A 26487-nucleotide genomic window follows, 5' to 3' on the forward strand; every position below is an offset into this window, starting at 1 on the left:
CGAATTATAGAGACCTCAGCGAGCGCGTCAAGCCTTTATTTTCAATCCACGCAAAAAAGCCCGGTCCTCAATGAAGGACCGGGCTTTTCGCCCCATACGGGGCAAGCGATCAGACCGACAGATAACGACTGATATGGTCCTTATCGATCTGCTCGCCCACCGCCTCATGCACGATCTTGCCCTTGTCTATCACCAGCATGCGATCCGCGACCGTCAGGGCAAAGCTTAGCACCTGCTCTGAGACCACGATGCTGATCTTGCGCAACTGCTTGATCTCGTTGAGCGTGGTTGCCAGCTGCTTGATGATAGAAGGCTGAATCCCCTCGGTTGGCTCATCCAGCAGGAGTATCTTGGGGTCGGCTGCCAGCGCTCGTCCGATCGCCAGCTGCTGCTGCTGTCCGCCCGACAGGTTTCCCGCCTTGCGGTGGCGCATTTCCAGTAGCACCGGAAACAACTCATAGATGTCATCCGGCACCTTGCGCCGACCGGTCACTTCCAGGCCGGCCATGATGTTTTCCTCTACGGTCAGTGTCGGGAACACCATACGACCCTGAGGTACATAGGCCACGCCACTGGCGACCCGCTGGTAGGGCTGCAGCTTCGACAGCTCCTTGCTGTTGAAGTTGATCTCCCCGCCACTGCAGGGAATCATGCCGATCAGCGATTTGAACAGCGTGGTCTTGCCCATGCCGTTGCGCCCCATGATGGCGACCGTCTCATTCTCACCCACGTCCAGGTCGATACCGTGGATGACCTCACTCATGCCATAACTGACCCGCAGATCACGTACGCTCAGCATGCTCATGCTCCTTTGCCGTTAGTGGCCGAGGTAAACCTCGATGACCTTTTCGTTTGCCTGAACCTCGTCCATCTTGCCTTCGGCGAGTAATCTGCCTTGATGCAGCACGGTTACGCGGTGGGCGATGTCCTTGACGAAGTCCATGTCGTGCTCGATCACAATCACCGAGCGGTTCTGGCTGATCCGCCCGAGCAGCTCGGCGGTGGCTTCACGCTCGGACACACTCATGCCGGCCACCGGCTCATCCAGCATCAGCAGCTCCGGGTCCTGAATCAGCAGCATGCCGATTTCCAGCCACTGCTTCTGGCCGTGACTGAGCAGACCGGCACTGGTATCGAGCCGATCACTCAAGAAGATGTCTTCCGCTACCGCCAACACCCGCGCATTGACCTCGTCTGTCACCTTGAAGAACAAACTACCGAACACGTTGCGCCCTTTCGGGTACGACAGCTCCAGGTTCTCGCGCACCGTGAGGTTCTCGTAAATGGACGGGGTCTGGAACTTGCGCCCGACCCCGGCCTTGACGATGTCGTGCTCGACCAGCCTGGTCAGCTCGGTGTCCTTGAACTTGATCGAACCGGCCGAGGCCTTGGTCTTGCCGCAGATCAAATCCAGCAGTGTGGTTTTGCCGGCGCCGTTCGGCCCGATCACCACCCGCACCTCGTTGCGTTCGACGTACAGATTCAGGCCATCGACCGCCTTGAAGCCATCGAACGAAACCGTCAGGTCTTCGATAGCCAGCAGAATGGGAGAAGTCATCAGCGCGCCTCCTGAGCAACGGCCTTATCGCCCTGCGACTCGGCATTCGACTTGCGCGAGAACAGTTTGGCAACCTGTGGACGGACGTAATCTTCGTAGATGCCGGCCAGCCCCTGCGGAAACAGCAGCACGACCCCGATGAACAGCGCGCCCATAAAGACGATCCACAGCTGCGGGAAGCTTTCCGACAGCAGCGTCTTGGCCAGGTTGACCAGCAGCGCGCCGTAGACCGCACCGATCAGCGACAGGCGCCCACCGACCGCGCAGAAGATCACCATTTCAATCGAGGCCACGGTGCCGACAAAGGACGGCGACATAAAGCCGACCTGCAGCGCGAACATCGCGCCACCCAGCGCCGAGAACACGCCGGCCAGGGCAAACACGAAGATCTTGATATTGGCGACGTCGTAGCCGGAGAAACGCACCCGGTCTTCCTGGTCGCGCATGGCGATCAGCAATTTTCCGTAGCGACTGTTGAGTACAAACTGCCCCACCAACAGGCAGGCAATCAGCAAGATGCAACAGAGGAAATACAGCAGGTACTTGGCGCTGTCCGGACGGATGTCCCACCCCAGCAAGGTGCGCAGGTCGGTAATGCCATTAATGCCGCCGGTATAACCCTGTTGGCCGATGATCAGAATGGTCGCGATCGAGGCGATGGCCTGGGTGATGATCGCAAAGTACACACCGCCTACCCGGCGCTTGAACATCGCCGCGCCGATCAGGAAGGCAAACAGCGCCGGCACCGTCATGATCAACAGAATGGTCAGGGTCAGACTATGGAAGGGAATCCAGCCCAGCGGCAGCTCGGTGATCTGGTTCCAGTCCATGAAGTCCGGAATACCCGGGGTACTTTGAATCGCGGTGTTCTCGGGGCTAGATGCCTCCAGCTTGAGAAACATCGCCATGCAATAGCCACCGATCCCGAAAAACACCCCCTGCCCCAGACTGAGAATCCCGCCGTAGCCCCAGCAGAGCACCAGGCCGACCGCAACAAAGGCATAGGTCAGGTACTTGCCGACCAGGTTCAGGCGGAAGATGTCCAGCGTCAGCGGCAGGATCACCATCAGCAGGACGGCCAGCGCCAGCAACTGCAGCAAGCGTTGCCGCCCCCCAAATGCTGCTATCCATTTATCCATTTCAATAACCTCCAGCCAGTACGCCGCTCAGCGGCGCACCTTGCTTGCAAAGAGCCCCTGGGGACGGAACATCAGAATGGCTACCACCGTCAGCAAGGTGATCACCTTGGCCATGGAACCACTTAAGAAGAACTCGAGAATCGACTGCGACTGGGCAATACCGAAGGCCGACACCACAGTGCCGAACAGGCTGGCAGCACCACCGAACACCACCACCAGGAAGGTGTCGACGATATAGAGCGAGCCAGTAGTCGGGCCGGTCGAGGCGATAGTCGTGAAGGCGGCACCTGCGACGCCGGCAATGCCGCAACCCAGCGCAAAGGTAAAACGGTCAACCCGCTGGGTATTGATCCCCGCCGCGTTGGCCATCAACCGGTTCTGCGTGGTGGCGCGTACCTTGATGCCCCAGCGCGAGCGGTACAGCAGAATCACCACCAGCACGGTCATCAGCGCGGTAATGCCCATGACGAACAGGCCGTTAAGCGGGATATCGATGATGTCGGTCGGCGCCCAGGAGCCCATCAGCCAATCTGGCATGACCACACTCACTTCGCGCGGACCAAAGGTGGACCGGTAGATCTGCTGCATGATCAGCCCCAGCCCCCAGGTGGCCAGCAGGGTATCCAGCGGGCGCGCGTACAAGCGCCTGATCAACAGCATCTCGACCAGATAGCCAAGTATGAAGGTACCGAGAAATGCCAGCGCAACCGCCAGCGGAAAATAGAACTGCTGCATCCAGGGCCAGGTTTCCGTGGCCAATTTGGATACCATCCAGGTGATGTAGGCGCCCAGCGTAAGAAACTCACCATGGGCCATATTGATGACGCCCATCTGCCCGAAGATGATCGCCAGCCCGAGGGCCATCAGCAGAAAGACGCAGAACAGACTCAGGCCACTGAATCCCTGCATCACGAAAATGGCCACGAGCTCCTGACTTGAATATCCGCCCATAATTGCTCTCCAAGGGTCTGTTGACGTTTCGTTCGCCCGCCTGTTGCAGCCTGTAAAGCCGACAATCAAGGAGCGAGGAGCGTAGTTTGGTCATTCCAAATAAGCGACGAGTGACGCCGAGTGTCGGCTTTACAGTCGCAACCCGAAGGGCCGGGGCCATTTTTCGATCACGCTGCGTTGTCGGTCGCTTGTGTGGAGCGACCACACTTCGCGTCCTCCGCCTTGCCTGAGCGAAAAATGGCCTCCGGCAGGCGCGTGAACGAAACGTCAACAGACCCTCGACTCGGGTGCGGCCACCTGGACCGCACCCTGTTGCATCACTTCAAACGGACGTCTTACTGGTAGCCTTCCGGGAAGGGGTTCGGTTCGATCAGGTCGGACTCGTACACCACAGTGGCCTGGCCGTCAGCACCCCATTGCCCCACCCGCAACTTGCTCCACAGGTGGTGGTTCGGGTGAATGCGCACGTAGCCTTCCGGCGCAGTAGTCAGCTCGATTTCGGCAGAGGCTTCAGCCACGGCGTCGACATCGAAGCTGCCGGCTTTCTCGACAGCAGCCTTCCACAGCCACGGGCCAAGATAGGCAGCCTGTGTTACGTCACCGATGACGCTGTCCTCACCCCAGCGGGCCTTGAACGCTTCAACAAAGGCCTGGTTGTTTTCGTTGTCCAGCGACTGGAAGTACTTCATCGCGGAGTAGAAACCTTCCATGTTCTCGCCACCGATACCCAGCACTTCGTCCTCGGTCACGGAGATGGTCATGATGGTCTGACGATCCGCAGTGATGCCGGCAGCGTTCAGCTGTTTCCACCAGGCCACGTTGGAGCCGCCAACAATGCTGGAGTAAACGACGTCAGGCTTTTTCAGACGGATCTTGTTGATCAGCGAACCGAAGTTGGTGTTGCCCAGCGGGTAGTACTCTTCACCGACAACCTCGCCGCCCAGCACGTCTTCAATGTGCTTGCGCGCGATCTTGTTGGAGGTACGCGGCCAGATATAGTCGGAGCCGACCAGATAGAAGGTTTTGGCGTCCTTCTCTTCGGCAATCCAGTCCAGGCCGGCAATGATCTGCTGGGTGGCTTCCTGACCGGTGTAGATGACGTTCTTGGACTGCTCCAGCCCTTCGTAGAAGGTCGGGTAGTAGAGCATGCCGTTTTCTTTCTCGAAGACCGGCAGCACCGCTTTACGCGAGGCGGAGGTCCAGCAGCCGAATACCGCCGCTACGCTGTCCTGCACCAGCAGCTTGCGCGCCTTCTCAGCAAACGTCGGCCAGTCGCTGGCGCCATCTTCCTGAATGATTTCAATCTGACGACCCAGCACACCGCCCATGGCGTTGATCTGCTCGATGGCGAGCATCTCCGCTTCCACCGAGCCGGTCTCACTGATCGCCATGGTGCCGGTAATGGAGTGGAGAATACCGACCTTGACGGTGTCGTCGGTCACGGCCAGTCCGGTGGTATTGACCTCAGCCGTCGGCATATCTGCCGCACCCGCCATGCTGGCCAGGCCCAGACCTGTGCCCAGCGCCAGACCGATCAGGCCACGCTTCCAGGCTGGCTTGCTGCGTTTTGAGTCTTGCATAGGGTGAATCTCCTTGATGTGAGTAGAACCGGCTGGCAGACCTCTCTCCCCGGCCTGCCTTGCCTGTCACCAAGGCCTACAGCAACCACTGTGCCAGCGTCTCAGGCTGCGCACTGTCAAACCGCCATCGCATGCAAAAAAGCCTTGCAGATCAAACCACTGCGTAGCTGTATCAGAATCTTCCGGGCGCTGGCCGGCGGCCAATGTCAAACAGCGCGAGGGCACAATGACAATCTGCACCTGACATTGTCATGACAATGTCCAGTCGCACCCCGTGACATTGTCAAACCCGCCCGTCTCAGCGCCTGACAATGCGCCGAACAATTCGCTTAAGACCCTGATATATAAGGAATAATAAAAACAAAACAAAGCTGGCACGGCTTCTGCTCAAGAGAACTGCACGGGTCACCCACGGACCCGACTCATCACCCAAGCAGAGGATTCGCTGTCATGGCAGAAACACTGATCAAGATCGACCTGAGCAAGAGCCCTCAGGAGCACGACAACATCCACAATCGCTGGCACCCGGACGTGCCCATGGTGGCGACGGTCAAGCCCGGCTCGGACTTTATTGTCGAGTGCATGGACTGGACCGGCGGCCAGATCGGCAATAACGACAGCGCTGAAGACGTACGCGACGTCGACCTCAGCAAGGTGCACTACCTCAGTGGGCCAATTGCGGTCGAAGGCGCCGAGCCGGGCGACCTGCTGGTCGTTGATATCCTCGACATTGGCGCCTTTGCCGATCAGATGTGGGGCTTCAATGGGGTCTTCGCCAAGGAAAACGGCGGCGGCTTTCTGACCGAACACTACCCGGAAGCGCGCAAGACCATCTGGGACTTCAACGGCATCTATACCAAGTCGCGCCATATTCCGGGCGTGGAATTCATCGGCCTGATGCACCCCGGCCTGATCGGCTGCCTGCCGTCGCAGGAGCTGCTGGACGAGTGGAACACCCGTGAGCAGGCGCTGATCGACACCGACCCCAATCGCGTGCCCGGCCTGGCCAACCCACCCTACGCACCGACCGCCCACGTCGGCCGCGCCAGCGGCGATGCCGCGACCAAGGTCGCCGCCGAAGGCGCGCGTACCGTGCCGCCGCGTGAACACGGCGGCAACTGCGACATCAAGGACCTGACCAAGGGCTCGCGCGTGTTCTTCCCGGTGTACGTCAAGGGCGGCGGACTGTCGATGGGCGACCTGCACTTCTCCCAGGGCGACGGCGAAATCACCTTCTGCGGCGCCATCGAAATGGCCGGCTGGATTCACATTCGCGTCAACATCATCAAGGACGGCTGCAAGAAGTACGGCGTGAAGAACCCGATCTTCCAGCCCAGCGACATGGCGCCCAGCTACAAGAAGCATTTGATCTTTGAAGGCATCTCGGTCGACGAAAGCGGCAAGCAGCACTACCTCGATGCACATGTGGCCTACCGTCAGGCCTGTCTGAACGCCATCGAGTACCTGAAGAAGTTCGGCTACAGCGGCGCCCAGGCGTACTCGCTGCTCGGCACTGCGCCGGTACAGGGCCACATCAGCGGCATTGTCGACGTGCCGAACGTCTGCGCCACCATCTGGATTCCGACCGAGATCTTCGACTTCGACATCATGCCGAACGCCGAAGGACCGACCATCGCGGTCGACAGCCCGGAGGTCCCGACTGCCCTCTGGAAAGGCTGATAGCAACGCAGTGGCCCGCACCAGCTTGGGCGGGCCGCATCCTCTATTTCGCACTTTTCGGGAGCAAAAAATGCCTCTGTACGATTTTGAATGTGACACCTGCGGGCCTTTTGAAGCCCTGCTACCCAGCAATGAACGCAACCTGCCGCGGGCCTGCCCGATGTGCGAGCGGCCCATGCAGCGGCGCCTTAGCGCCCCGCGCCTGCAGACACTCAGCGCCCATCAGCGCAAGGCCCATGAGACCAACGAGCGAAGCGCCCACGCGCCCAAGGTGAACCACGGGCACAGTTGTTGCAGCTCCGGAAGTTGCCAGCACACCAAACGCAAGGAGGGAGAACCTCCTGCCCTCAAACAGCAGTCTGGTCCACGACGACCCTGGATGATCAGCCACTAATACCGCCTCGGTATCCAGTACAGCGGTGACAGGTCGCGTGGATTTTCGCCAACGCGGAGGACCTGCTCATCTTGAATGTCACTCAGGAACGGACGGCCCAACAGATGATGAAGCGCGAACTGATCGTCATTCTGGAGATGGCCAAACTGCTGGAAAAGCCACTTGATGCCCCGCGCACCATTCAGGGCATCCTGCGCCTGCTGGCCCAGCTGTATGGTCTGAACTGCGGACGGGTGAGCCTGCCCGACCCCGGCTCCAAGACGCTGCAGGTGAAGTATGCCTACGGCCTGGCACCAGAGGACCTCAAGGCCGGGCGCTTCAATCTGGACATCAACCAGGGTGTGACCGGCTACGTCATGCGCACCGGCTCGATTGGTCTGGTCCCCGACGTCAATAACGAGCCGCTATTCGTGCGCCGTATTACCGAGCTGTCGCATCACAGCGGCGGACGCATGGCCTTTATCGCCGTGCCCATTCTCGAATCAGGCACCCCCATCGGCGTGCTCTCGGTGCAGCGCGAAGGCATGCACGAACGCCCCTTCGACGAAGATATCAGCCTGCTGCGCGTGGCCGCCGCAATGATCGGCCAGGTGCTGCGCATCCATCAGTTTGTCGTCGACCAGACCGAGCACCTGGTCAAGGAAAACCAGAGCCTGCGCCACAGCATTGCCATTGAGGGCATGGTCAAACAAAGCCTTGCCCACGGCATCCTGGGCAGCAGTCCGGCACTGATGGATGCCGTGCGCTCGACCATTCAAGTTGCCCACAGCGACGCGCCGGTCATGCTGCTCGGCGAGTCGGGCACCGGCAAAGAAAAGTTCGCGCGGATGATCCACCAGCAAAGCGACCGCCGCGAGAAGCCCTTTATCTGCATCAACTGTGCGGCCATCCCGGCAGACCTGCTGGAGTCCGAACTGTTCGGCCACACCAAAGGCGCCTTTACCGGCGCGTCGCAGAACAAGCAGGGCAAGATCGTCCAGGCCGACGGCGGCACCCTGTTCCTCGATGAAATCGGTGACATGCCCCTGTCGCTGCAGGCAAAGCTGCTGCGCGTACTGCAAGAAAAGAAGGTCGATCCGATCGGCAGCCACGACTCCATCTCGGTGGACTTTCGCGTGATCACCGCCACCCACGTCAACCTGCAGGCCTCGGTCAACCAGGGCGCCTTCCGCCTCGACCTGTTCTACCGCCTGCATGTGGTGCCGGTGCACCTGCCGCCGCTGCGTGAACGGCAAGAGGATATTCGCCAACTGGCGCTGCATTTTCTCAACGAACTGAACCATCACTACGAACGCAACTGGAGCCTGGCTCCCGAGGCCTTCTCGGTGCTCGAGAACTTCGCCTGGCCGGGCAATATCCGCCAGCTGCAGAACGTGCTGGAGCGCGCCGCGCTGACCAGCGAACAGGAGCTGCTGGAGGCCGACAAGCTGCGTCAGGCGCTGGCCTCGGAAAGCGCCATCACCATTCCCGGCCACCGCCAGCCCGCGCCGGCAGTGGCCGAGGAAGCTGCCGACAGCGAGCCGCCGCGCCAGTACGGCCGCGCCTACAACTGGGTCCAGGAGGACGAGGCCGACCGCATCCGCGCCATGCTCTCGCAGACCAACAACAACCAATCTGAAGCCGCCCGGCGCCTGAACATCAGCCTGCGGCAACTGCGCTATCGGGTCGACAAACTCGGCATCGGGCGCAACTGACTGCAACTCAACCGCAACGAAGGAGTTACCCATGCGTCACGGAGATATTTCCAGCAGTCCCGATACTGTCGGTGTCGCCGTCGTCAACTACAAGATGCCGCGCCTGCACACCCGCGAGGAGGTACTCGACAACGCACGCAAGATTGCCGACATGATCATCGGCATGAAACAGGGCCTGCCCGGCACGGATCTGGTGGTGTTCCCGGAATACAGCACCATGGGCATCATGTACGACGGCGACGAGATGATGGCCACCGCCACCACCGTACCCGGCGATGAAACCCGCATCTTCAGCGAAGCCTGCAAGAAGGCGAAAACCTGGGGCATTTTCTCACTGACCGGCGAGCAACATGAAGAGCACCCGAACAAGGCGCCCTACAACACGCTGATTCTGATCAACGACCAGGGCGAGATCGTGCAGAAGTACCGCAAGTGCATTCCCTGGTGCCCGATCGAGGGCTGGTATCCGGGTGATCGCACCTATGTGTCCGACGGCCCCAAAGGCATGAAGATCAGCCTGATCATCTGCGACGACGGCAACTACCCGGAAATCTGGCGCGACTGCGCGATGAAAGGCGCCGAGCTGATCGTGCGTTGTCAGGGCTATATGTATCCGGCCAAGGACCAGCAAGTGATGATGGCCAAGACCATGGCCTGGGCCAACAACTGCTACGTGGCCGTGGCCAACGCTACCGGCTTTGATGGGGTTTACAGCTACTTTGGCCACTCCGCGATCATCGGCTTTGACGGCCGCACCCTCGGCGAATGTGGCGAGGAAGACATGGGCGTGCAATACGCGCAGCTGTCGGTCTCGCAGATCCGCGATGCGCGGGCCAATGACCAGTCGCAGAACCACCTGTTCAAGCTGCTGCACCGCGGCTACACCGGCATGTACAACTCCGGCGATGGTGACCGCGGCGTGGCTGATTGCCCCTTCGACTTCTACCGCACCTGGGTCTTGGATGCCGAGAAAGCCCGCGACAATGTAGAGGCGATGACGCGCACCACCATCGGCGTGGCGGACTGCCCGGTGGGCGAGCTACCGCATCCGGGCAAGGAACGGGAGGCCGGCGCCTGAGCGCCCGCCCATGCCGTTCATCAACGAGCTACTGGCCGACAACCAGCAGCAGAACCTGCGGGCGGCGCCGCGTACTGCGGTCTCGCGCTTCGAGTTTGAGCCGGACGCTATCGCCCAGCGCCTGCAACAGCGCATTCTAGGTCAACCCGCAGCGCTGGCTGAGATTGCCGGCAGCCTGGCGGTCGTCAAGGCGGAGCTGGGCGACCCCCGTCGCCCGCTCGGCGTATTCCTGCTGCTCGGCCCGACCGGCGTCGGCAAGACCGAAACCGTGCGCTTGATCGCCGAAGCCATCCATGGGCGTGCCGACGCCCTGTGCCGCATCGACATGAACACTCTGGCTCAGGAGCACTACGCAGCGTCGCTGACCGGCGCCCCACCGGGTTATGTGGGCAGCAAGGAAGGCACGACGCTGTTCGACCGCGAGACCATCGAAGGCCGCTTTGGGCACCCCGGCGTGGTGTTGTTCGACGAACTGGAAAAGGCCAGTGACCCGGTCATTCGTGCCTTGATGAACATCCTCGACAACGGCCAGCTGCGACTCAGCGCCGGCAACGCCACCCTGGACTTTCGCAACAGCCTGATCTTCCTGACCAGCAACCTCGGTGCCCAGGCGGCGCAGCGGCTGGAGCAGGGATGGGGCCGCCTGCTGCCAGCCTCCTGGCGCCAGCAGTTGCAGCAACGCAGGCAGGTCCGCGCGCTGCACAACCGATTTGATCCTGAATTCATCAACCGCCTGGACCACCGTATCAGCTACCGGTCACTGGGTGCAGGTCAGTTGGATCAGTTAGTCGACCTGGCTCTAGAACAACTCAACCAGCGCCTGGTACGCCATCAGGTACAACTGCTGCTCAGCCCCGCGCTTCGGCACCATCTGGCTAGCGAAGGCTACGACCGCCGCTTTGGTGCCCGCGCCATGGCCCGCACCTTCCGCCATCAGTTGGAACCGGTCCTGGCCCGCACTCTGCTGGAGCGCAAGCCTGCGCCCGGCGCGCTGCTGCGTGCGGATCTGCTGCAAGGCAAGATAGTGATCGATCTGGATTGAACCCGCTGAACGGACACAAAAAAACCCGCCGAAGCGGGTTTTTTCATTCAACGCAATGCCGTTCAGATGCAGTCTTCGACCGACTTGAGCGGGTAATGCGCCGGGTACGGCAGGGTCGCTACGCCAGAATCGATGGCAGCCTGGGCAACAGCAGCCGGCACCTTCTCGATCAGACGAACGTCCATCGGCTTGGGAATGATGTACTCACGACCAAACTCCAGCTTGATACCGCCGTACGCCTGGGAGATGTACTCCGGTACCGGCTCTTTGGCCAGTTCACGGATCGCGTGTACAGCAGCAATCTTCATTTCTTCGTTGATGGCAGTTGCACGAACGTCCAGCGCGCCACGGAAGATGAAGGGGAAGCCCAGTACGTTATTGACCTGGTTCGGGTAGTCGGAACGACCGGTCGCCATGATCACGTCAGGACGCGAAGCGTGAGCCGCCGCGGGGTCGATTTCCGGATCAGGGTTCGAGCAGGCAAACACGATCGGGTTTTCGGCCATCAGCTTCAGATCAGCCGGCGGCAGCAGGTTCGGACCGGACAGACCAACGAACACATCGGCGCCTTTCAGGGCGTCAGTCAGAGTGCGCTTGTCAGTCTCGGTGGCGAAAATCGCCTTGTATTCGTTCAGGTCATCGCGACCGGCGTGGATCACGCCTTTACGGTCGAGCATGAAGATGTTTTCAGCCTTGGCACCCATGCTGACCAGCAGCTTCATGCAGGCGATAGCGGCAGCGCCAGCGCCCAGGCAGACGATCTTGGCGTCTTCGATGACCTTATCGGCCAGCTCCAGCGCGTTGATCATGGCGGCTGCGGTCACAATCGCAGTACCGTGCTGATCATCGTGGAATACCGGGATGTCGCACTGCTCGATCAGCGCGCGCTCGATTTCAAAGCACTCGGGCGCCTTGATGTCTTCCAGGTTAATGCCACCAAAGGTGCAGGAGATACGCTTAACGGTATCGATGAAGGCCTGCGGGCTTTCGGCTTCAACTTCGATGTCGAAGACATCAACGCCAGCGAAGCGCTTGAACAGAACACCCTTGCCTTCCATAACCGGCTTGCTCGCCAGCGGGCCGAGGTTACCCAGACCGAGAATGGCAGTGCCATCAGAGATAACGGCAACCAGGTTGCCCTTACCGGTGTATTTGTAGGCGTTTTCCAGATCCTTGGCGATTTCACGCACCGGTTCTGCTACACCCGGGCTGTAGGCCAGAGCCAGGTCACGCGCGGTCGCGGTCGGCTTGGTCAGTTCAACGCTCAGTTTGCCGGGGCGCGGGTTGGCGTGATAGTCGAGTGCATCAGTTCTCAAATCAGACATGGTCAATAACTTCCGGTCAGGTTGCTCATGCGGACGACGGAGAGTACATAAAAGCACTTCCACCCGCAAGGTCATTCACGAGATCAATGTCAAGGACAAAACCTTACAACTTTGAGCCATATTGACGGCGCTACGGAGGACTGATGGTGCGCCACTGGGCAGGGTGGCGCAGGCTGATCATGTAGCGCCGAAACCCGTCGCGCACGGGCTGCCGCCCCCGCCGATCGATAACCCAGCCACGCACCTCGACTTGCTGGCCAACCAGCTCGGCACCGGGCTCAGCGTCAAAGTAACCCAGGTCTCGGCGCTCCAGTCTCAGGGTCAGCGGCCCGTCCAGGTCAATCCACAGGGCATGGCGGGAAGGCGTCACCGCCGCCACTCGTCCGAGCAACAGCTGGAATCCAGCGCTATCAAGATCGTCCAGCGAGAGAATCTGCGGGTTCTGCCACAGCCCGCGCTGCGCCTGCCGCGCTTGCTGCTCGGCGGCCTGGTGGCAGTCGGCGAGCAGATCGTTCGGCGGAATCACCAGCGCATAACCCAGCCCTTCGCTGAGCAGCAGCGCCTCAATGTTGCGCCCCTGCTCGTCAAACAGATAGCCCAGCGTGCGACCGTAGTGATCACGGGCATCCTCACCCAGCATCAGCTGCAGCGGCTGATGCTCAACCAGCGCTTGCAGAGCCCGACGCGCGGCCTGGGCGTAGGGCTCGGACGGTGCGCCGTCGCGGCCTATTTCCGGCGTGTTGATACCGACCAGGCGCAGGCGCCGCCCATCGCTGAGGCGCAGAGTGTCTCCGTCGGTGACACTGCGACTGCGCACCGGCTGCGCCGTCTCCGGCATACTGCAGACGACAGGCAGCGCCGCGGGGGCATCGCTCTGAGCCGGCCCGCAACCCAGCAGCGCACAGGCAACAAAAAAGGCGCCCCAGAGGGACGCCTTTTTGTGTTTCGCCAGAGCCATAAGGCTCGAAGAAACCGATTACTTGCTGCTGACTGCGCCGAAACGCGCCTTGAAGCGCTCGATACGTCCGCCAGTGTCCAGAACCTTCTGCTTACCGGTGTAGAACGGGTGGCAGGAGGAGCAAACGTCCAGGTGGATCGGGGCGCACAGGGTGGAACGGGTAGTGATTACCGCGCCGCAGCTGCAGGTCGCTTCGATTGTTTCGTAGTTCGGATGCACATCAGCTTTCATGGGAAAGTCCTCGGTTGGTTTGTGCCGCCACCGGATCAACCTGATCGGGCACCGCACGCAATAGCTGTCTACCGGACCGTACCTGGATGCCACAAAGGGCGCAAACAGACTGACCGGAAAATAGGCCGGCGATAATAACAGAATCCAGCAACGACGCAAGCACCGCAGCTTTCCACCTGTCGGTGTTACCATCCCACTCCCATAAGGAGTGATTTGTGTGACCGGACCCATCCTGCAAGTAGCCCTGCCCTCTCCCCTGCGCCGCCTGTTCGACTACCGCGCGCCGCGGGGCGTGGCAGCGGCTGACCTGCAGACCGGCCAGCGCGTGCGGGTGCCTTTTGGCAAACGCGCGCTGGTCGGCCTGATCGCCGGCATCAGCGATCACTCCGAGGTCCCGGAAAACCGCCTCAAGCCTGCCGAAGCCTTGCTCGATCACGCCCCGCTGCTGCCCGACAGCCTCTGGCGCCTGTGCCAATGGACCGCGCGTTACTATCAGCACGGGCTGGGCGACACCCTGAGCGTGGCGCTGCCGGTCCTGCTGCGCCAGGGCGAACCGGCGCTGGCACGCCAGGATCAACTCTGGCAGCTGCTGCCCGGCGCCTACCCGGAACACCCGGCGATTGCCCGCGCACCGAAACAGAAGCAGGCGGTGCAAGTCCTGGCGCAACATCCGCACGGCCTGTCCCACGCGCTGATCAGCCAATGGGGGCTGAGCCGCGACACCCTGAGCACCCTGGAAACCAAGGGGCTGGTGCAACGCATTGAGCAATCGCCACACCATATTGCTGAACCGCTGCCTTTATTAAGGGAAGCGCACCTGACCGCCAATGACGAACAGCGGGCAGCGCTGGATGCCATTCTGGGCGCCGAGGGCTTTCACACCTGGCTGCTCGAAGGCGTCACCGGCAGCGGCAAGACCGAGGTGTACCTGCAGGCGATCGAACGCTGTCTGCTGAGCGGCCATCAGGCGCTGGTGCTGATCCCCGAGATCGGTCTGACGCCGCAGACGCTGAACCGCTTCCAGCAGCGCTTCAGCGCGCCGGTGGTGATTTTGCACTCGGGCCTCAACGACCGCGAGCGGCTGGACGCCTGGATAGCCGCCCGCGACGGCGAGGCCGCCATCATCATTGGCACCCGCTCGGCCATCTTCACGCCGCTGGCCCGTCCCGGCCTGATCATCGTCGACGAAGAGCACGACCTGTCCTATAAACAGCAGGACGGTCTGCGCTACAACGCCCGCGACCTGGCCGTCTATCGCGGCCATCTGGAACAGACGCCGGTGATTCTCGGCTCCGCCACACCCTCGCTGGAAAGCCTGTACAACGTACAACAGGGCCGCTACCGACACCTGCGCCTGACACTGCGCGCCGGCAATGCCAAAGCGCCGTCCTTTCAATGCCTGGATATCCGCAGTCGCCCGCTGGAGGGCGGCCTGTCGCGTCCGCTGACCGAGCTGATCGGCCAGCACCTCGGACGCGGCAACCAGGTACTGGTATTTATCAACCGCCGTGGCTTTGCACCCACCCTAATGTGTCACGACTGTGGCTGGATCGCCGAATGCCGCCGCTGCGACGCGCGCATGACGGTACACCAGTCGCCGCCCCACCTGCATTGTCACCACTGCAACAGTCAGCGGCCGCTGGAGCGCTGTTGCCCCGAATGCCAGAGCGAAGACCTGCGCCCACTGGGCGCCGGCACCGAGCGTACTGAAGAGTTTCTCAAGGAGCGTTTTGCCGACACCACGGTGCTGCGCATTGATCGCGAAAGCATGAGCCGCAAGCGCGCCATGCAGGACATGATGACCATCATCCACAGCGCCCAGCCGTGCATCCTGGTCGGCACCCAGATGCTCGCCAAGGGACATCATTTTCCCAACGTGACCCTGGTCGCCATTCTGGATGCCGACGGCGGGCTGTTCTCCGCCGACTTCCGTGGCCCCGAACGCATGGCGCAGATGATCACCCAGGTTGCAGGCCGCGCCGGCCGCGCGGAGAAGCCCGGCCAGGTGATCATTCAGACGCATATGGCGGAGCACCCGCTGCTGATCGAGCTGACCGAGCGCGGCTATCCGGCCATTGCCGCGCGCGAGCTGGCCGAGCGCGCCGCCGCGCAACTGCCGCCCTACCGTTTTATGGCGCTGCTGCGCGCCGAAGCCAACCACGTGCGCGCTGCGGAGGACTTTCTCGAAGCCGCGCTGGCGCAGGCCGAGGCGTTGGTCGCGCAGCATCAGCTGGCGGGTATCGAGCTGCTCGGCCCGGTGCCCTCACCGATGGAACGCCGCGCCGGCCGCCACCGCGCCCAACTACTGATGCAAGCCGCCCAGCGCTCGGTGCTGCACCAGCTGGTGCACATGCTGCTGCCGGCGTTGGAACAGCACCCGCTGGCGCGTAAGGTGCGCTGGTCGATTGATATTGATCCGTTGGATATGTTTTAGCAGCGCCGTGTCTCCCAGACTCTGACAGACCGAACGCAGAGCGTGGGAACGATCAGGGCTGTTGCAAGGCATGAAGACTGCACGGACCCACTCCCCGTTTACGCGGGCGAGTAGCGCAGGGCTGACGGGAAAAAGAGTCATAGGATGTCTGAGGAGCGAAGCGACGAGTTTTTGAGTGGCCGGCGAGGCCTCCCCGTTAGCCCGAGCAACGCAGCGAACCCGAAGGGCCGCGTAGTCGGGTGCCCCGGGGGATCGCTAAGGGGGGCTGGGCAAGCAGCCCCCCTTGGCTCGCCGTAAAAGGCGAAAGGCTGACCAAGCGACAGCACAGAGCGCAATCAGCCCACGCAGCGCCAAATAAAGCCAGCGCAAACCACAACAACCCGCCCCACCCGACCACAGGGTTTGGCAAGCCGCCCGATAAAACGGATAATGTCGGGTTTTCACTGGGCACCTGCCGGATACACCACTCCATGAAGAACCTGATCAGCCAACTGCTTGCCGACGCTGTAGACCGCCTCAAGGCCGACGGCGTGCTGCCGACCGACCTTTCGCCCTCGATTCAGGTCGAAAATGCCCGCGACAAGGCTCACGGCGACTTCGCCAGCAACCTGGCGATGATGCTGGCCAAGCCGGCCGGCATGAAGCCGCGCGATCTGGCCGAGAAGCTGATCGCCGCGCTGCCCGCCCATCAGGCCGTCGCCTCGGTCAACATCGCCGGCCCCGGCTTTATCAACTTCTTCCAGGATGCCGGCTGGCTGGCTGCCCAGCTGGAGGCTGCACTGGCCGATCCGCAACTGGGCGTGCGCTCCGACATCGCCGCCCAGCGTGTGGTGGTCGATTACTCCTCGCCAAACCTCGCCAAGGAAATGCACGTCGGCCACCTGCGCTCCTCCATCATCGGCGACGCCGTGGCGCGGGTGCTTGAAGCCCTCGGCCACACCGTCATCCGCCAAAATCACGTGGGCGACTGGGGCACCCAGTTCGGCATGCTGCTGGCCTATATGGAAGAGCACAGCGTCGACGCCGAAGCCGAGCTGGGCGATCTGGAGAATTTCTACCGCCAGGCCAAGAAACGTTTCGACGAGAGCGAAGACTTCGCCAACCGCGCCCGTCAGCGCGTGGTTGACCTGCAGGCCGGCGAGCCGAGCTGCCTGGCCCTGTGGGAACGCTTCAACAGCATCTCCCTCGGCCACTGCCAGGCCGTCTACGATCGTCTCGGCGTCAGCCTGAGCCCCGCCGATGTGCGCGGTGAGAGCGCCTACAACGCCGACCTGCCGGGTATCGTTGCCGACCTGCGCAGCGCCGGCCTGCTGACCGAAAGCGAAGGCGCGCAGTGCGTGTTCCTAGAGCAGTTCAAGAACGCCGAAGGCAACCCGCTGCCGGTCATCGTGCAGAAGGCTGGCGGCGGCTACCTGTACGCCACCACCGACCTGGCTGCCATGCGCTATCGCCATGCCCAGTTGCAGGCCGACCGCGTGCTCTACTTTGTCGACCAGCGTCAGGCTTTGCACTTCCAGCAGGTATTTGCGGTCGCCCGCAAGGCCGGCTTCGTACCCGCCGACATGCAACTGGAACATATGGGCTTCGGCACCATGAACGGAGCCGACGGCAAGCCGTTCAAGACCCGTGACGGCGGCACCGTCAAGCTGGCCGACCTGCTGGACGAAGCCGAACAGCGCGCGCTGCGCCTGGTCGAGGAGAAAAACCCCGAGCTGCCCGCCGACGAACTGCGCGGCATTGGCGCAGCAGTGGGTATCGGCGCAGTCAAATACGCCGACCTGTCCAAGCACCGCAGCAGCGATTACAGCTTCAACTTTGACCTGATGCTGAGCTTCGAGGGCAATACCGCGCCCTACATGATGTACGCCTACACCCGCGTCGCCAGCGTATTCCGCAAGCTGGAGCGCAGCATGGCGCAGCTTGACGACCTGGCACCGCTGGCGCTGGTCGAGCCGGCCGAAAGCGAACTGGGCGCGCACCTGGCACAGTTCAACGCCACGCTGAATTACGTTGCCCGCGAGGGCACCCCGCACGTACTCTGCACCTATCTGTACGAGCTGGCCGGTCGTTTCTCCAGCTTTTATGAGCAGTGCCCGATCCTGGCTGCCGACAGCAAGGCCCAGCGCGACAGCCGTCTGCGCCTGGCAGCACTGACCGGCCGTACCCTCAAGCAGGGCCTGAACCTGCTGGGCATCACCACTCTGGAGCGTATGTAAGGGCATGGCAAAAGGACGCAAAGCCCCACGCCGCGGTGCCAGCCGCGCGCAATCTGCGCCAAAGCGCAAAGGCATTCCCGGCTGGCTCTGGCTGGTCAGCGGCCTGATCATCGGCCTGTTCGTTGCGTTTTTGCTGCAACTGGAGCCGGGCCGCGACAGCGTCCGACGCAGCCCCGAGCCGCCCAAACCGGCCAACACGCCAGCGCAGCCCCCGGCCGATCCGAAGCCGCGTTATGACTTTTACACCCTGCTGCCCGAATCCGAAGTGGTGGTGCCCCAGCAGGCCGTACCCGAGACACCGACCACGACAACGGAAGAGAGCAAGCCGGCACCCAGCGTGAACTATTACCTGCAGGCCGGCTCCTTCCGTCAGCGCGCCGATGCCGACCAGGTGCGCGCGCAAATTCTGTTGCTGGGCATGGACGTCAAGCTGGAGAACGCCACCATCAACGGCAACCAGTGGTATCGCGTTCAGGTCGGCCCATTCGACAGCCGCGCCAGTCTCGATCAGGCGCAGCGCACTCTCTCCGGTAACGGGTTCAACAACCTGCTGCCACAACAACGCTGACCGCCGCACGGCATGCCCTGGCACCCAGGGCATGCCGCCTTTGCTCCCCACCCGCTCTGCGCCTTGAATTTCTGATCAGCGCCCCCAGATCAGAAACTCGGCAGTGATCCTGCCGCCTTTTTTCCACAGCCAACCAGGAGTTGCGCGTGACTACAATCGTATCCGTACGCCGGCACGGCAAGGTCGTGATCGGTGGCGACGGCCAGGTTTCCCTCGGCAACACCGTGATGAAGGGCAACGCCCGCAAGGTTCGCCGCCTCTACAAGGATCAGGTGATTGCCGGGTTCGCCGGCGGCACCGCCGACGCCTTTACCCTGTTTGAACGTTTTGAGGCCCAATTGGAAAAACACCAGGGCAATCTCGTCCGCGCCGCCGTCGAGCTGGCCAAGGACTGGCGCACCGACCGCGCCCTGCGCAAGCTGGAAGCCCTGCTTGCCGTCGCCAACAAGGATGCCTCGCTGATCATCACCGGCAACGGTGATGTGATCGAACCCGAAGAGGGCCTGATCGCCATTGGTTCCGGTGGTCCTTACGCGCAATCCGCCGCGCGTGCCCTGCTGATGCACACCGAGCTGTCCGCTCGCGAGATCGTCGACACCAGCCTGAACATCGCCGGCGACATCTGCATCTACACCAACCGCAACCTGACCATCGAGGAGCTGGACGCCAATACCTGAGGCGTTCAGAGAGACCCATGTCCATGACACCCCGTGAGATCGTGCACGAGCTGGACCGCCACATTATCGGTCAGCAGGATGCCAAGCGCGCCGTCGCCATCGCCCTGCGCAACCGCTGGCGCCGCCAGCAGCTACCCGAGGCGCTGCGCAATGAAGTGACCCCCAAGAACATTCTGATGATCGGCCCGACCGGTGTCGGCAAGACCGAAATCGCCCGCCGCCTGGCCAAGCTGGCGCAGGCGCCGTTCATCAAGGTCGAAGCCACCAAGTTCACCGAGGTGGGGTACGTCGGCCGCGACGTCGAATCCATCATCCGCGACCTGGTCGATGCCGCCATCAAGCTGCTGCGCGAGCAGGAAATGTCCAAGGTGCGCTATCGCGCCGAAGATGCGGCCGAAGAGCGCATCCTCGACGCCCTGCTGCCCGGCGCCCGCCCGGCTACCGGCGACCAGCCCGAGCGCACCGACAGCAGCACCCGTCAGCTGTTCCGCAAGCGCCTGCGCGAAGGCGAGCTGGATGACAAGGATATCGACATCGAGGTCTCCGACGCGCCGGCCGGCATCGAGATCATGACCCCGCCGGGCATGGAAGAGATGACCAGCCAGTTGCAGAGCATGTTCTCCAACCTGGGCAAGGGCAAGAAGAAAACCCGCACCCTCAAGGTACGCGATGCGCTCAAGCTGGTGCGCGATGAAGAGGCCGCCCGGCTGGTCAACGAAGACGACCTGAAGACCCGCGCGATTTCGGCGGTTGAGCAGAACGGCATCGTCTTCCTTGATGAAATCGACAAGGTCAGCAAACGGGCCGACAGCGGCGGCGGTGCCGACGTGTCCCGTGAAGGCGTACAGCGCGACCTGCTGCCGCTGATCGAGGGCTGCACGGTTAACACCAAGTTCGGCATGGTCAAGACCGACCACATCCTGTTCATTGCCTCCGGCGCCTTCCACCTGACCAAACCGTCGGACCTGATACCCGAGCTGCAAGGCCGCCTGCCGATTCGCGTCGAACTGCAATCACTGACCCCGAGCGACTTCGAGCGCATCCTGACCGAACCGGATGCCTCGCTGACCGAACAGTACCGTGCGCTGATGGCCACCGAAGAGCTGAATATCGAGTTTGCTCCCGACGCCATCAGCCGGCTGGCCGAGATCGCCTGGCAGGTCAACGAGAAGACCGAAAACATCGGTGCCCGTCGTCTGCACACCGTGCTCGAACGCCTGCTGGAAGAAATCTCCTTCAGCGCTGGCGACCTCGCTGCCAAGCACGAAACGCAGCCGCTGCTGATTGATGCCGAGTATGTCAACAGCCACCTGGGCGAGCTGGCGGTCAACGAAGACCTGTCACGCTATATTCTTTAACCCAAGCCGCAAGCTTCAAGCGGCAAGCGAACAGCAGATCGTGCGCGCCATGCGATCTGCTTGAAGCTTGAAGCTCAGGACTCTGCCATGCCCGCACCTATCCCGACCCGCATCAAGTTGCACAAGGCCTCGCGCACGCTGGAGTTGGGTTATGCCGACGGCAGCACCTATCAGTTGCCGGCCGAATACCTGCGCGTGTTGTCTCCCTCGGCCGAGGTGCGCGGGCATGGCAAACCGGTGTTGCAAACCGGCAAGCTGAACGTCGCCCTGAGCGGCGTGGAAACCGCCGGGCGCTACGCGATCAAGCTGGTTTTCGACGACGGCCACGACAGTGGCCTGTACACCTGGGACTACCTCTACCAACTGGCAACCGAACAAACGCAACGCTGGGACACCTATCTGGAGCAGTTGCACCAGGCCGGTGCATCACGAGACCCGGATGTCAGCACTATTCGCTTCACACCCTGATTTTCCAAGCCCCTACACCGCTTTGCCATAAACATCTGATTTAGTGACCGTTGGCTAAAAAGGCGTTAACAGCGCCGAAACTGCGTGCTAACTTGTCTCAAGAATGCGACACCGGGAAGCTGGTTCGAATCTTGCTGGAATGCATTCATAGCGGCTTCCCTGCCTCAGATTGGAGCGTTGAAAATGGGTAACAAATCCAATAACGAAGACTTGGGCCACAAGGCCAGTGAACACATTCTCGGCCCCAACCCGGTCGTCGGCGTGCCTGCGCGCGACCTCATCAGCACCGCCCGCATGGTGATGCGCCAAACCATCAAGCAACCGGTCCACAGCATGCGTCACCTGGGCCGCCTCGGCATGGCGGTCACCGACGTGATGCTCGGCCGCTCCGAACTGGGCCCCAGCGCTGACGACAAGCGCTTCGTCGACCCGACCTGGAGCCAGAACCCGCTTTACCGCCGCTACATGCAGACCTACCTGGCCTGGCGCAAGGAACTGAACAGCTGGATCACCAACTCGGACCTGCCGGCACAGGACGTCAGCCGCGCCCAGTTTGTCATCGCGCTGATGACCGAGGCCATGTCCCCCACCAACACCGCTCTCAACCCGGCCGCGCTCAAGCGCTTTTTCGAAACCGGCGGCAAGAGCCTGATGGACGGACTCACCCACCTGGCCAAGGACATTGCCCACAACGGCGGCATGCCCAGCCAGGTCAACATGAATGCCTTTGAAGTCGGCGGCAACCTCGCCACCACCAAGGGCTCGGTGATCTTCCGCAACGAGGTGCTGGAGCTGATCCAGTACAAGCCGCTGACCGAAGAAGTGTTCGAGCGCCCGGTGCTGGTCGTGCCGCCGCAGATCAACAAGTTTTACGTGTTTGACCTGTCGCCCGAGAAGAGTCTGGCGCGCTATCTGGTCAACAGCCACATGCAGACCTTTGTGGTCAGCTGGCGCAACCCGACCAAGAGCCACCGCGAGTGGGGCCTGAGCACCTACATCGAAGCGCTCAAGGAAGCCATCGATGTCGTTCTCGAGGTCACCGGCAGCAAGGACCTGAGCATGCTCGGGGCCTGCTCCGGCGGCATCACCACGGTCTCGCTGCTGGGCCACTACGCTGCGCTGAAAGAGAAGAAAGTGCACTCCTTCACCCTGCTGGTCAGCGTGCTGGATACCGAGCTGAAGACCCAGTTGGCACTATTTGCCGACGAGCGCTCGATCGAGGCTGCGCGGCGTATGTCCTACCAGAGCGGTGTTCTGGAAGGCCGTGACATGGCGCGTATCTTCGCCTGGATGCGGCCCAATGACCTGATCTGGAACTACTGGGTCAACAATTACCTGCTCGGCAACGAGCCGCCGGTCTTCGACATCCTGTTCTGGAACAACGACACTACCCGCCTGCCAGCGGCCCTGCACGGCGAATTCCTAGAACTGTTCAAGAACAACCCGCTGACCCGTCCCGGCGCGCTGGAAGTCTGCGGCACGCCGATCGACCTCAAACAGGTCAAGGCCGACTACTTTGTCATCGCCGGCCTGAACGACCACATCACCCCCTGGGAGGCCTGCTACAGCTCGGCCCAGCTGCTCGGCGGCAAGTGCGAGTTCGTGCTGTCCTCCAGCGGTCACATCCAGAGTATTCTGAACCCGCCGGGCAACCCCAAGGCGCGTTTTTTCACCAGCGGCGAGATGACCGGCGACGCCAAGCACTGGCTGGAAACCGCCACCAAGCAATCCGACTCCTGGTGGCAATACTGGCGTGACTGGCTGCATGCCCGCGGCGGTAAGCGCAAGGCGGCACCGACCGTGCTGGGCAATGACAACCATCCAGCGCTGGAACCGGCGCCGGGTACCTACGTTCACGAGCGCTGATCCGCGCCCAATAGAGAGCCGCCCATGCCGCAGTCCTTTGTCTTTCGCACCATCGAGCTGGACGGCCAGTACCTGCGTACGGCCGTGCGCCCGGGCAACAGCGCCCTGCCGCCGTTGCTGGTCTTCAACGGTATCGGCGCCAACCTGGAGCTGGTGTTTCCCTTTGTCGAGGCACTGGACCCGGACCTGGAAGTCATTGCCTTCGACGTGCCCGGTGTAGGCGGCTCGTCCACCCCGGCCACACCGTTTCGCTTTCCAGGCCTGGCCAAGCTGGCGGCGCGCATGCTGGACTATCTCGACTACTCCCAAGTCAACGTCATCGGCGTGTCCTGGGGCGGCGCGCTGGCGCAGCAGTTTGCCTACAGCCACCCGGAGCGCTGCAAGAAGCTGATTCTGGCAGCCACCTCGGCCGGTGCCGTCATGGTGCCCGGACGGCCCTCGGTGCTGCTGAAGATGGCCAGCCCCAGACGTTATATTCAGCCCTCACACGGCGTGAACATCGCGCCGGACATCTACGGCGGCGCTTTCCGCCGCGACCCGCATCTGGCCGAAAAACACGCGGCCAAGGTGCGCTCCTCCGGCAAGCTCGGCTACTACTGGCAGCTGTTTGCCGGTCTGGGCTGGACCAGCGTGCACTGGCTGCACAAGATCCGTCAGCCGACACTGATTCTGGCCGGCGATGACGATCCGATCATCCCGCTGGTCAATATGAAGCTGCTGGCATGGCGTATTCCCAATTCAGAACTGCACGTCATCGACGACGGTCACCTGTTTCTGGTGACCCGCGCGCAAAGCGTCGCGCCGTTGATCATGGGCTTTCTGGCCGAAGAAAGGCAGCCGGCAGTCATCCGCCACACCGCCACCATGAGGGCACCTCGCGCGTGATCCGGTCGGTGCCAACTGGCCGAGCGAGACCTCGGCCACAACACCCGGCTGCCAGCCCTTGCCGACCGGCTCGCTTGCGTTAGACTGCCAGCGTTTCTTTCTCTTCGGCCCAGGACAGCTGAATGCCCGACACCCCCCAAGGACGACTGCACACGACCGCTATCCCGGGGGATATTTCCGCCACCTTGCTTGCTCTGTTGCGCAGCCTGCTGACGCAACCCTGTCACCACGCCGGCTACCTGCGCCGGGCCTTGGGCCAGCTGGTGCTCGCGCTGCAAGGCAAGAGCGACCTCGGCGCGCTGGACGACGACCCACGCTTTGCCCACCCCGGCTGGCAGCAGCCAGCGGCGCAGCGCCTTCTGCAAGTCTGGCAGGCGTGGCAGCAACCACTGACGGACTGGCTCACGGGCCTGAACCTGGCAGACCATGAACGCGCCCAATTGCGCTGGCTACTAGACCAGTTGGCCGCTGCCGCGGCCCCCAGCAACAGCCTGCTGAACCCGGCCATTCTGGCCGAAGCGCGCGCCAGCAATGGGCAGAGCCTGTGCCGAGGGGCCCACCACCTGTGGCAGGACATGCTCAGCGGGCGCCCCTTCGCGCAGCCCAACCTCGATACGCAGTACCGTCTCGGCACAGACCTGGCCTGCACGCCTGGGCAGGTCATTGCGCGCCACGCCGAGTTCGAGCTGATTTGCTACACCCCGCAACAAGCGCAGGTGCATGAGCGCCCGCTGCTGCTGGTGCCGCCGCCGATCAACCGCTTTTATCTGCTTGACCTCAGCCCCGGCAACAGCCTGGTCGAACACGCGCTGGAGCAAGGGCTGCAGGTCTACCTGATCAGCTGGCGCAATCCCAACCCCAGCCATTGCAACTGGGGGCTGGGTCGCTACGTCAGCGCCTGCCAGCGCGCCCTGAATGAAACCCGGCTGCACAGCGGCAGTGCTCAGGCAACCCTGACCGGCATCTGTAGCGGCGGCCTGATTGCCGCCCTGCTCTGTGCCTGGCAACAGGCCGCCGGCTACGCCCAGCAACTCAGCGCCCTGAGTCTGCTGGTCACCCCGCTCGACACCCGACTGGACACCGACCTGGTGCGCCTGAACGGCCCGGCGGAGCGACAGCGCCTGCGCCGCCAGGCCTGGCAACAAGGCTACCTGGACGAACGCACCAGCGGCGCGGCCTTCGGCTGGATGCGCCCGGAACAACTGGTGTGGACACCCGCCGTTACCCGCTACGGACTCGGCCGTGAGCTACCCTGCAACCCGGTGGTCTACTGGGGGCACGACCATACCCGACTGCCCGCACAACTGGTCGACGACCTGCTGGATTTGTTCGACCGCGACCCGCTGGGACTGCCGGGCAGCCTGCAACTCAACGGCGAGGCCATCGACCTGCAAGCCATCGGCCTGCCCAGCTGGCATCTGGCCGCCCGCCGCGACCATATCGTGCCCTGGCAGAACGCCTATCCCGGCTCCCGGATGGGGGGCGAAAAGCACTTCACCCTGTGTCACAGTGGGCACATCCAAGGCCTGCTTTGTCCGCCGGGACACCCGCGTGCGCACTATCACAGCGGCTCAGCCAGCAGCAATGCCGACAGTTGGCTGGCCTCGGCTGAGGTAAAGCAGGGCAGCTGGTGGCCGCGCTGGAGCGACTGGCTCAAGCAGTACAGCGGCCCGCTGGTTGAGGCCCGACAGCCAACCGACGGCGGTCACGGCCCGGCCCCCGGCCGCTACGTTCAACAGCATTGAGGAGCATGATGAAAACCCGCGATCGAATCCTGCTGTGCACACTCGAGCTGTTCAACGAGCACGGCGAGTCCAACGTCACCACCCTGGATATCGCCAACGAGCTGGATATCAGCCCCGGCAACCTCTACTACCACTTCAAGGGCAAGGAGGCGTTGCTCGACGCCTTGGTCGACGACTTTTTGCTCAGCACCCGCGGCTTACTGCTGACAGATGACAGCGTCGATGAGGTAGCGCCGGAGGATCTATGGCTATTGCTGCATCTGCTGTTCGAGGCCATCGCCACCCACCGCTTTCTGTTTCAGGACCTGTCCAATCTGATGAGCCGCTATCCACCGCTGCGCCAGCAGATGCAGCCCTGGGTCAACGCGCTGCGCCTGCGCCTGGAGCAGGTGCTGCAGGCCCTGCACGGCAGCGGTCACCTGCACGCCGATACCGCCGAGCGCACTCGCCTGCTGGACGCCCTGTGCCAAACCTGCCTGTTCTGGCTGGACTACCAGCGGGTCTGCCACCCCCACGATCTTGACCCGGCCAGTGGCGTGCAGCAGATGCTTGGTCTACTGCAGCCGTGGCTGGACACCGTGGGCCAGGAGTGGGTTCAGGGATTGATAGCGCGCTACGGCTGAGCGTTCAGCGGCAAACG

Annotated in this window: 23 protein-coding genes; 15 read left to right on the top strand and 8 right to left on the bottom strand. The window is 62.4% G+C overall.

Going from position 1 to position 26487, the window contains the following annotated elements; genetic code table 11:
- Positions 1-109: 109 nt before the first annotated feature.
- The 5 genes from urtE to urtA form a co-directional block, all read right to left on the bottom strand.
- Positions 110-799 (bottom strand): urea ABC transporter ATP-binding subunit UrtE, encoded by a 690-nt coding sequence (gene urtE, locus CNQ84_RS15485; protein WP_096005742.1) that lies wholly within the window; start codon positions 797-799, stop codon positions 110-112.
- An 18-nt stretch (positions 800-817) separates the two neighbouring features.
- Positions 818-1558, bottom strand: coding sequence for an urea ABC transporter ATP-binding protein UrtD (gene urtD / locus CNQ84_RS15490; protein ID WP_096005743.1), 741 nt, complete (start codon positions 1556-1558; stop codon positions 818-820).
- Complete coding sequence (gene urtC, locus CNQ84_RS15495; RefSeq protein ID WP_096005744.1) at positions 1558-2697, bottom strand: urea ABC transporter permease subunit UrtC; 1140 nt, start codon at positions 2695-2697, stop codon at positions 1558-1560. Before urtC ends, urtD begins: the two co-directional genes overlap by 1 nt.
- Positions 2698-2724: 27 nt before the next feature.
- Positions 2725-3648, bottom strand: coding sequence for an urea ABC transporter permease subunit UrtB (gene urtB / locus CNQ84_RS15500; protein ID WP_096005745.1), 924 nt, complete (start codon positions 3646-3648; stop codon positions 2725-2727).
- A gap of 335 nt (positions 3649-3983) precedes the next feature.
- Positions 3984-5144 (bottom strand): urea ABC transporter substrate-binding protein, encoded by a 1161-nt coding sequence (gene urtA / locus CNQ84_RS15505; protein WP_202974662.1) that lies wholly within the window; start codon positions 5142-5144, stop codon positions 3984-3986.
- Positions 5145-5678: 534 nt separating this feature from the next.
- Between urtA and fmdA the strand changes: the two genes are divergently transcribed.
- The 5 genes from fmdA (at position 5679) to CNQ84_RS15530 (ending at position 11116) form a co-directional block, all read left to right on the top strand.
- Positions 5679-6908 (top strand): formamidase, encoded by a 1230-nt coding sequence (fmdA, locus tag CNQ84_RS15510; protein WP_096005747.1) that lies wholly within the window; start codon positions 5679-5681, stop codon positions 6906-6908.
- A 70-nt stretch (positions 6909-6978) separates the two neighbouring features.
- The gene (locus CNQ84_RS15515; protein ID WP_096005748.1) at positions 6979-7302 is read left to right on the top strand and encodes an FmdB family zinc ribbon protein; all 324 of its coding nucleotides are present in this window, start codon (positions 6979-6981) and stop codon (positions 7300-7302) included.
- Between the two features lie 104 nt (positions 7303-7406).
- Positions 7407-8996 carry a sigma-54-dependent Fis family transcriptional regulator gene (locus CNQ84_RS15520; protein ID WP_096005749.1) on the top strand — a complete coding sequence of 530 codons (1590 nt, stop codon included), beginning with the start codon at positions 7407-7409 and terminating at the stop codon, positions 8994-8996.
- Between the two features lie 31 nt (positions 8997-9027).
- The gene (locus tag CNQ84_RS15525; protein ID WP_096005750.1) at positions 9028-10074 is read left to right on the top strand and encodes an aliphatic amidase; all 1047 of its coding nucleotides are present in this window, start codon (positions 9028-9030) and stop codon (positions 10072-10074) included.
- A 10-nt stretch (positions 10075-10084) separates the two neighbouring features.
- On the top strand, positions 10085-11116 hold the full coding sequence (locus tag CNQ84_RS15530; protein WP_096005751.1) for an AAA family ATPase: 1032 nt from the start codon (positions 10085-10087) through the stop codon (positions 11114-11116).
- Between the two features lie 62 nt (positions 11117-11178).
- Here CNQ84_RS15530 and CNQ84_RS15535 read toward each other — a convergent pair whose 3' ends face one another.
- The 3 genes from CNQ84_RS15535 to rpmE form a co-directional block, all read right to left on the bottom strand.
- Positions 11179-12441, bottom strand: coding sequence for a malic enzyme-like NAD(P)-binding protein (locus tag CNQ84_RS15535; RefSeq protein WP_096005752.1), 1263 nt, complete (start codon positions 12439-12441; stop codon positions 11179-11181).
- Between the two features lie 130 nt (positions 12442-12571).
- Positions 12572-13399, bottom strand: coding sequence for a thermonuclease family protein (locus CNQ84_RS15540; protein WP_096005753.1), 828 nt, complete (start codon positions 13397-13399; stop codon positions 12572-12574).
- A gap of 18 nt (positions 13400-13417) precedes the next feature.
- The gene (rpmE, locus tag CNQ84_RS15545) at positions 13418-13630 is read right to left on the bottom strand and encodes a 50S ribosomal protein L31 (protein ID WP_083724859.1); all 213 of its coding nucleotides are present in this window, start codon (positions 13628-13630) and stop codon (positions 13418-13420) included.
- A 217-nt stretch (positions 13631-13847) separates the two neighbouring features.
- On the opposite strand from rpmE, the gene CNQ84_RS15550 reads away from it, so the two are divergent.
- The 10 genes from CNQ84_RS15550 to CNQ84_RS15595 all read left to right on the top strand — a co-directional run bounded on the left by CNQ84_RS15550 (position 13848) and on the right by CNQ84_RS15595 (position 26470).
- Positions 13848-16064: a primosomal protein N' gene (locus tag CNQ84_RS15550; protein ID WP_096005754.1), complete on the top strand. Its 2217-nt coding sequence runs from the start codon at positions 13848-13850 to the stop codon at positions 16062-16064.
- Between the two features lie 470 nt (positions 16065-16534).
- Positions 16535-18280 (top strand): arginine--tRNA ligase, encoded by a 1746-nt coding sequence (gene argS / locus CNQ84_RS15555; protein ID WP_096005755.1) that lies wholly within the window; start codon positions 16535-16537, stop codon positions 18278-18280.
- A 4-nt stretch (positions 18281-18284) separates the two neighbouring features.
- Positions 18285-18848: an SPOR domain-containing protein gene (locus CNQ84_RS15560; RefSeq protein WP_096005756.1), complete on the top strand. Its 564-nt coding sequence runs from the start codon at positions 18285-18287 to the stop codon at positions 18846-18848.
- Positions 18849-18994: 146 nt separating this feature from the next.
- A complete protein-coding gene (gene hslV / locus CNQ84_RS15565) occupies positions 18995-19525 on the top strand; it encodes an ATP-dependent protease subunit HslV (protein ID WP_083724867.1) in 531 nt (176 codons plus the stop codon).
- Between the two features lie 17 nt (positions 19526-19542).
- Positions 19543-20883, top strand: a complete 1341-nt coding sequence (hslU, locus tag CNQ84_RS15570) for an ATP-dependent protease ATPase subunit HslU (protein ID WP_096005757.1) — start codon at positions 19543-19545, stop codon at positions 20881-20883.
- Between the two features lie 87 nt (positions 20884-20970).
- Complete coding sequence (locus CNQ84_RS15575; RefSeq protein WP_096005758.1) at positions 20971-21351, top strand: gamma-butyrobetaine hydroxylase family protein; 381 nt, start codon at positions 20971-20973, stop codon at positions 21349-21351.
- Between the two features lie 183 nt (positions 21352-21534).
- Positions 21535-23217, top strand: coding sequence for a class II poly(R)-hydroxyalkanoic acid synthase (gene phaC / locus CNQ84_RS15580; protein WP_096005759.1), 1683 nt, complete (start codon positions 21535-21537; stop codon positions 23215-23217).
- 24 nt (positions 23218-23241) lie between these two features.
- Entirely contained in the window at positions 23242-24102 is an 861-nt protein-coding gene (gene phaZ / locus CNQ84_RS15585) for a poly(3-hydroxyalkanoate) depolymerase (protein ID WP_096005760.1), read from the top strand.
- A 122-nt stretch (positions 24103-24224) separates the two neighbouring features.
- Complete coding sequence (locus CNQ84_RS15590; RefSeq protein ID WP_096005761.1) at positions 24225-25847, top strand: PHA/PHB synthase family protein; 1623 nt, start codon at positions 24225-24227, stop codon at positions 25845-25847.
- A gap of 5 nt (positions 25848-25852) precedes the next feature.
- Complete coding sequence (locus tag CNQ84_RS15595; RefSeq protein ID WP_096005762.1) at positions 25853-26470, top strand: TetR/AcrR family transcriptional regulator; 618 nt, start codon at positions 25853-25855, stop codon at positions 26468-26470.
- Positions 26471-26487 lie beyond the last annotated feature (17 nt).

This window comes from Pseudomonas abyssi (genome assembly GCF_002307495.1).
Classification (GTDB): Bacteria; Pseudomonadota; Gammaproteobacteria; order Pseudomonadales; family Pseudomonadaceae; genus Halopseudomonas; species Halopseudomonas abyssi.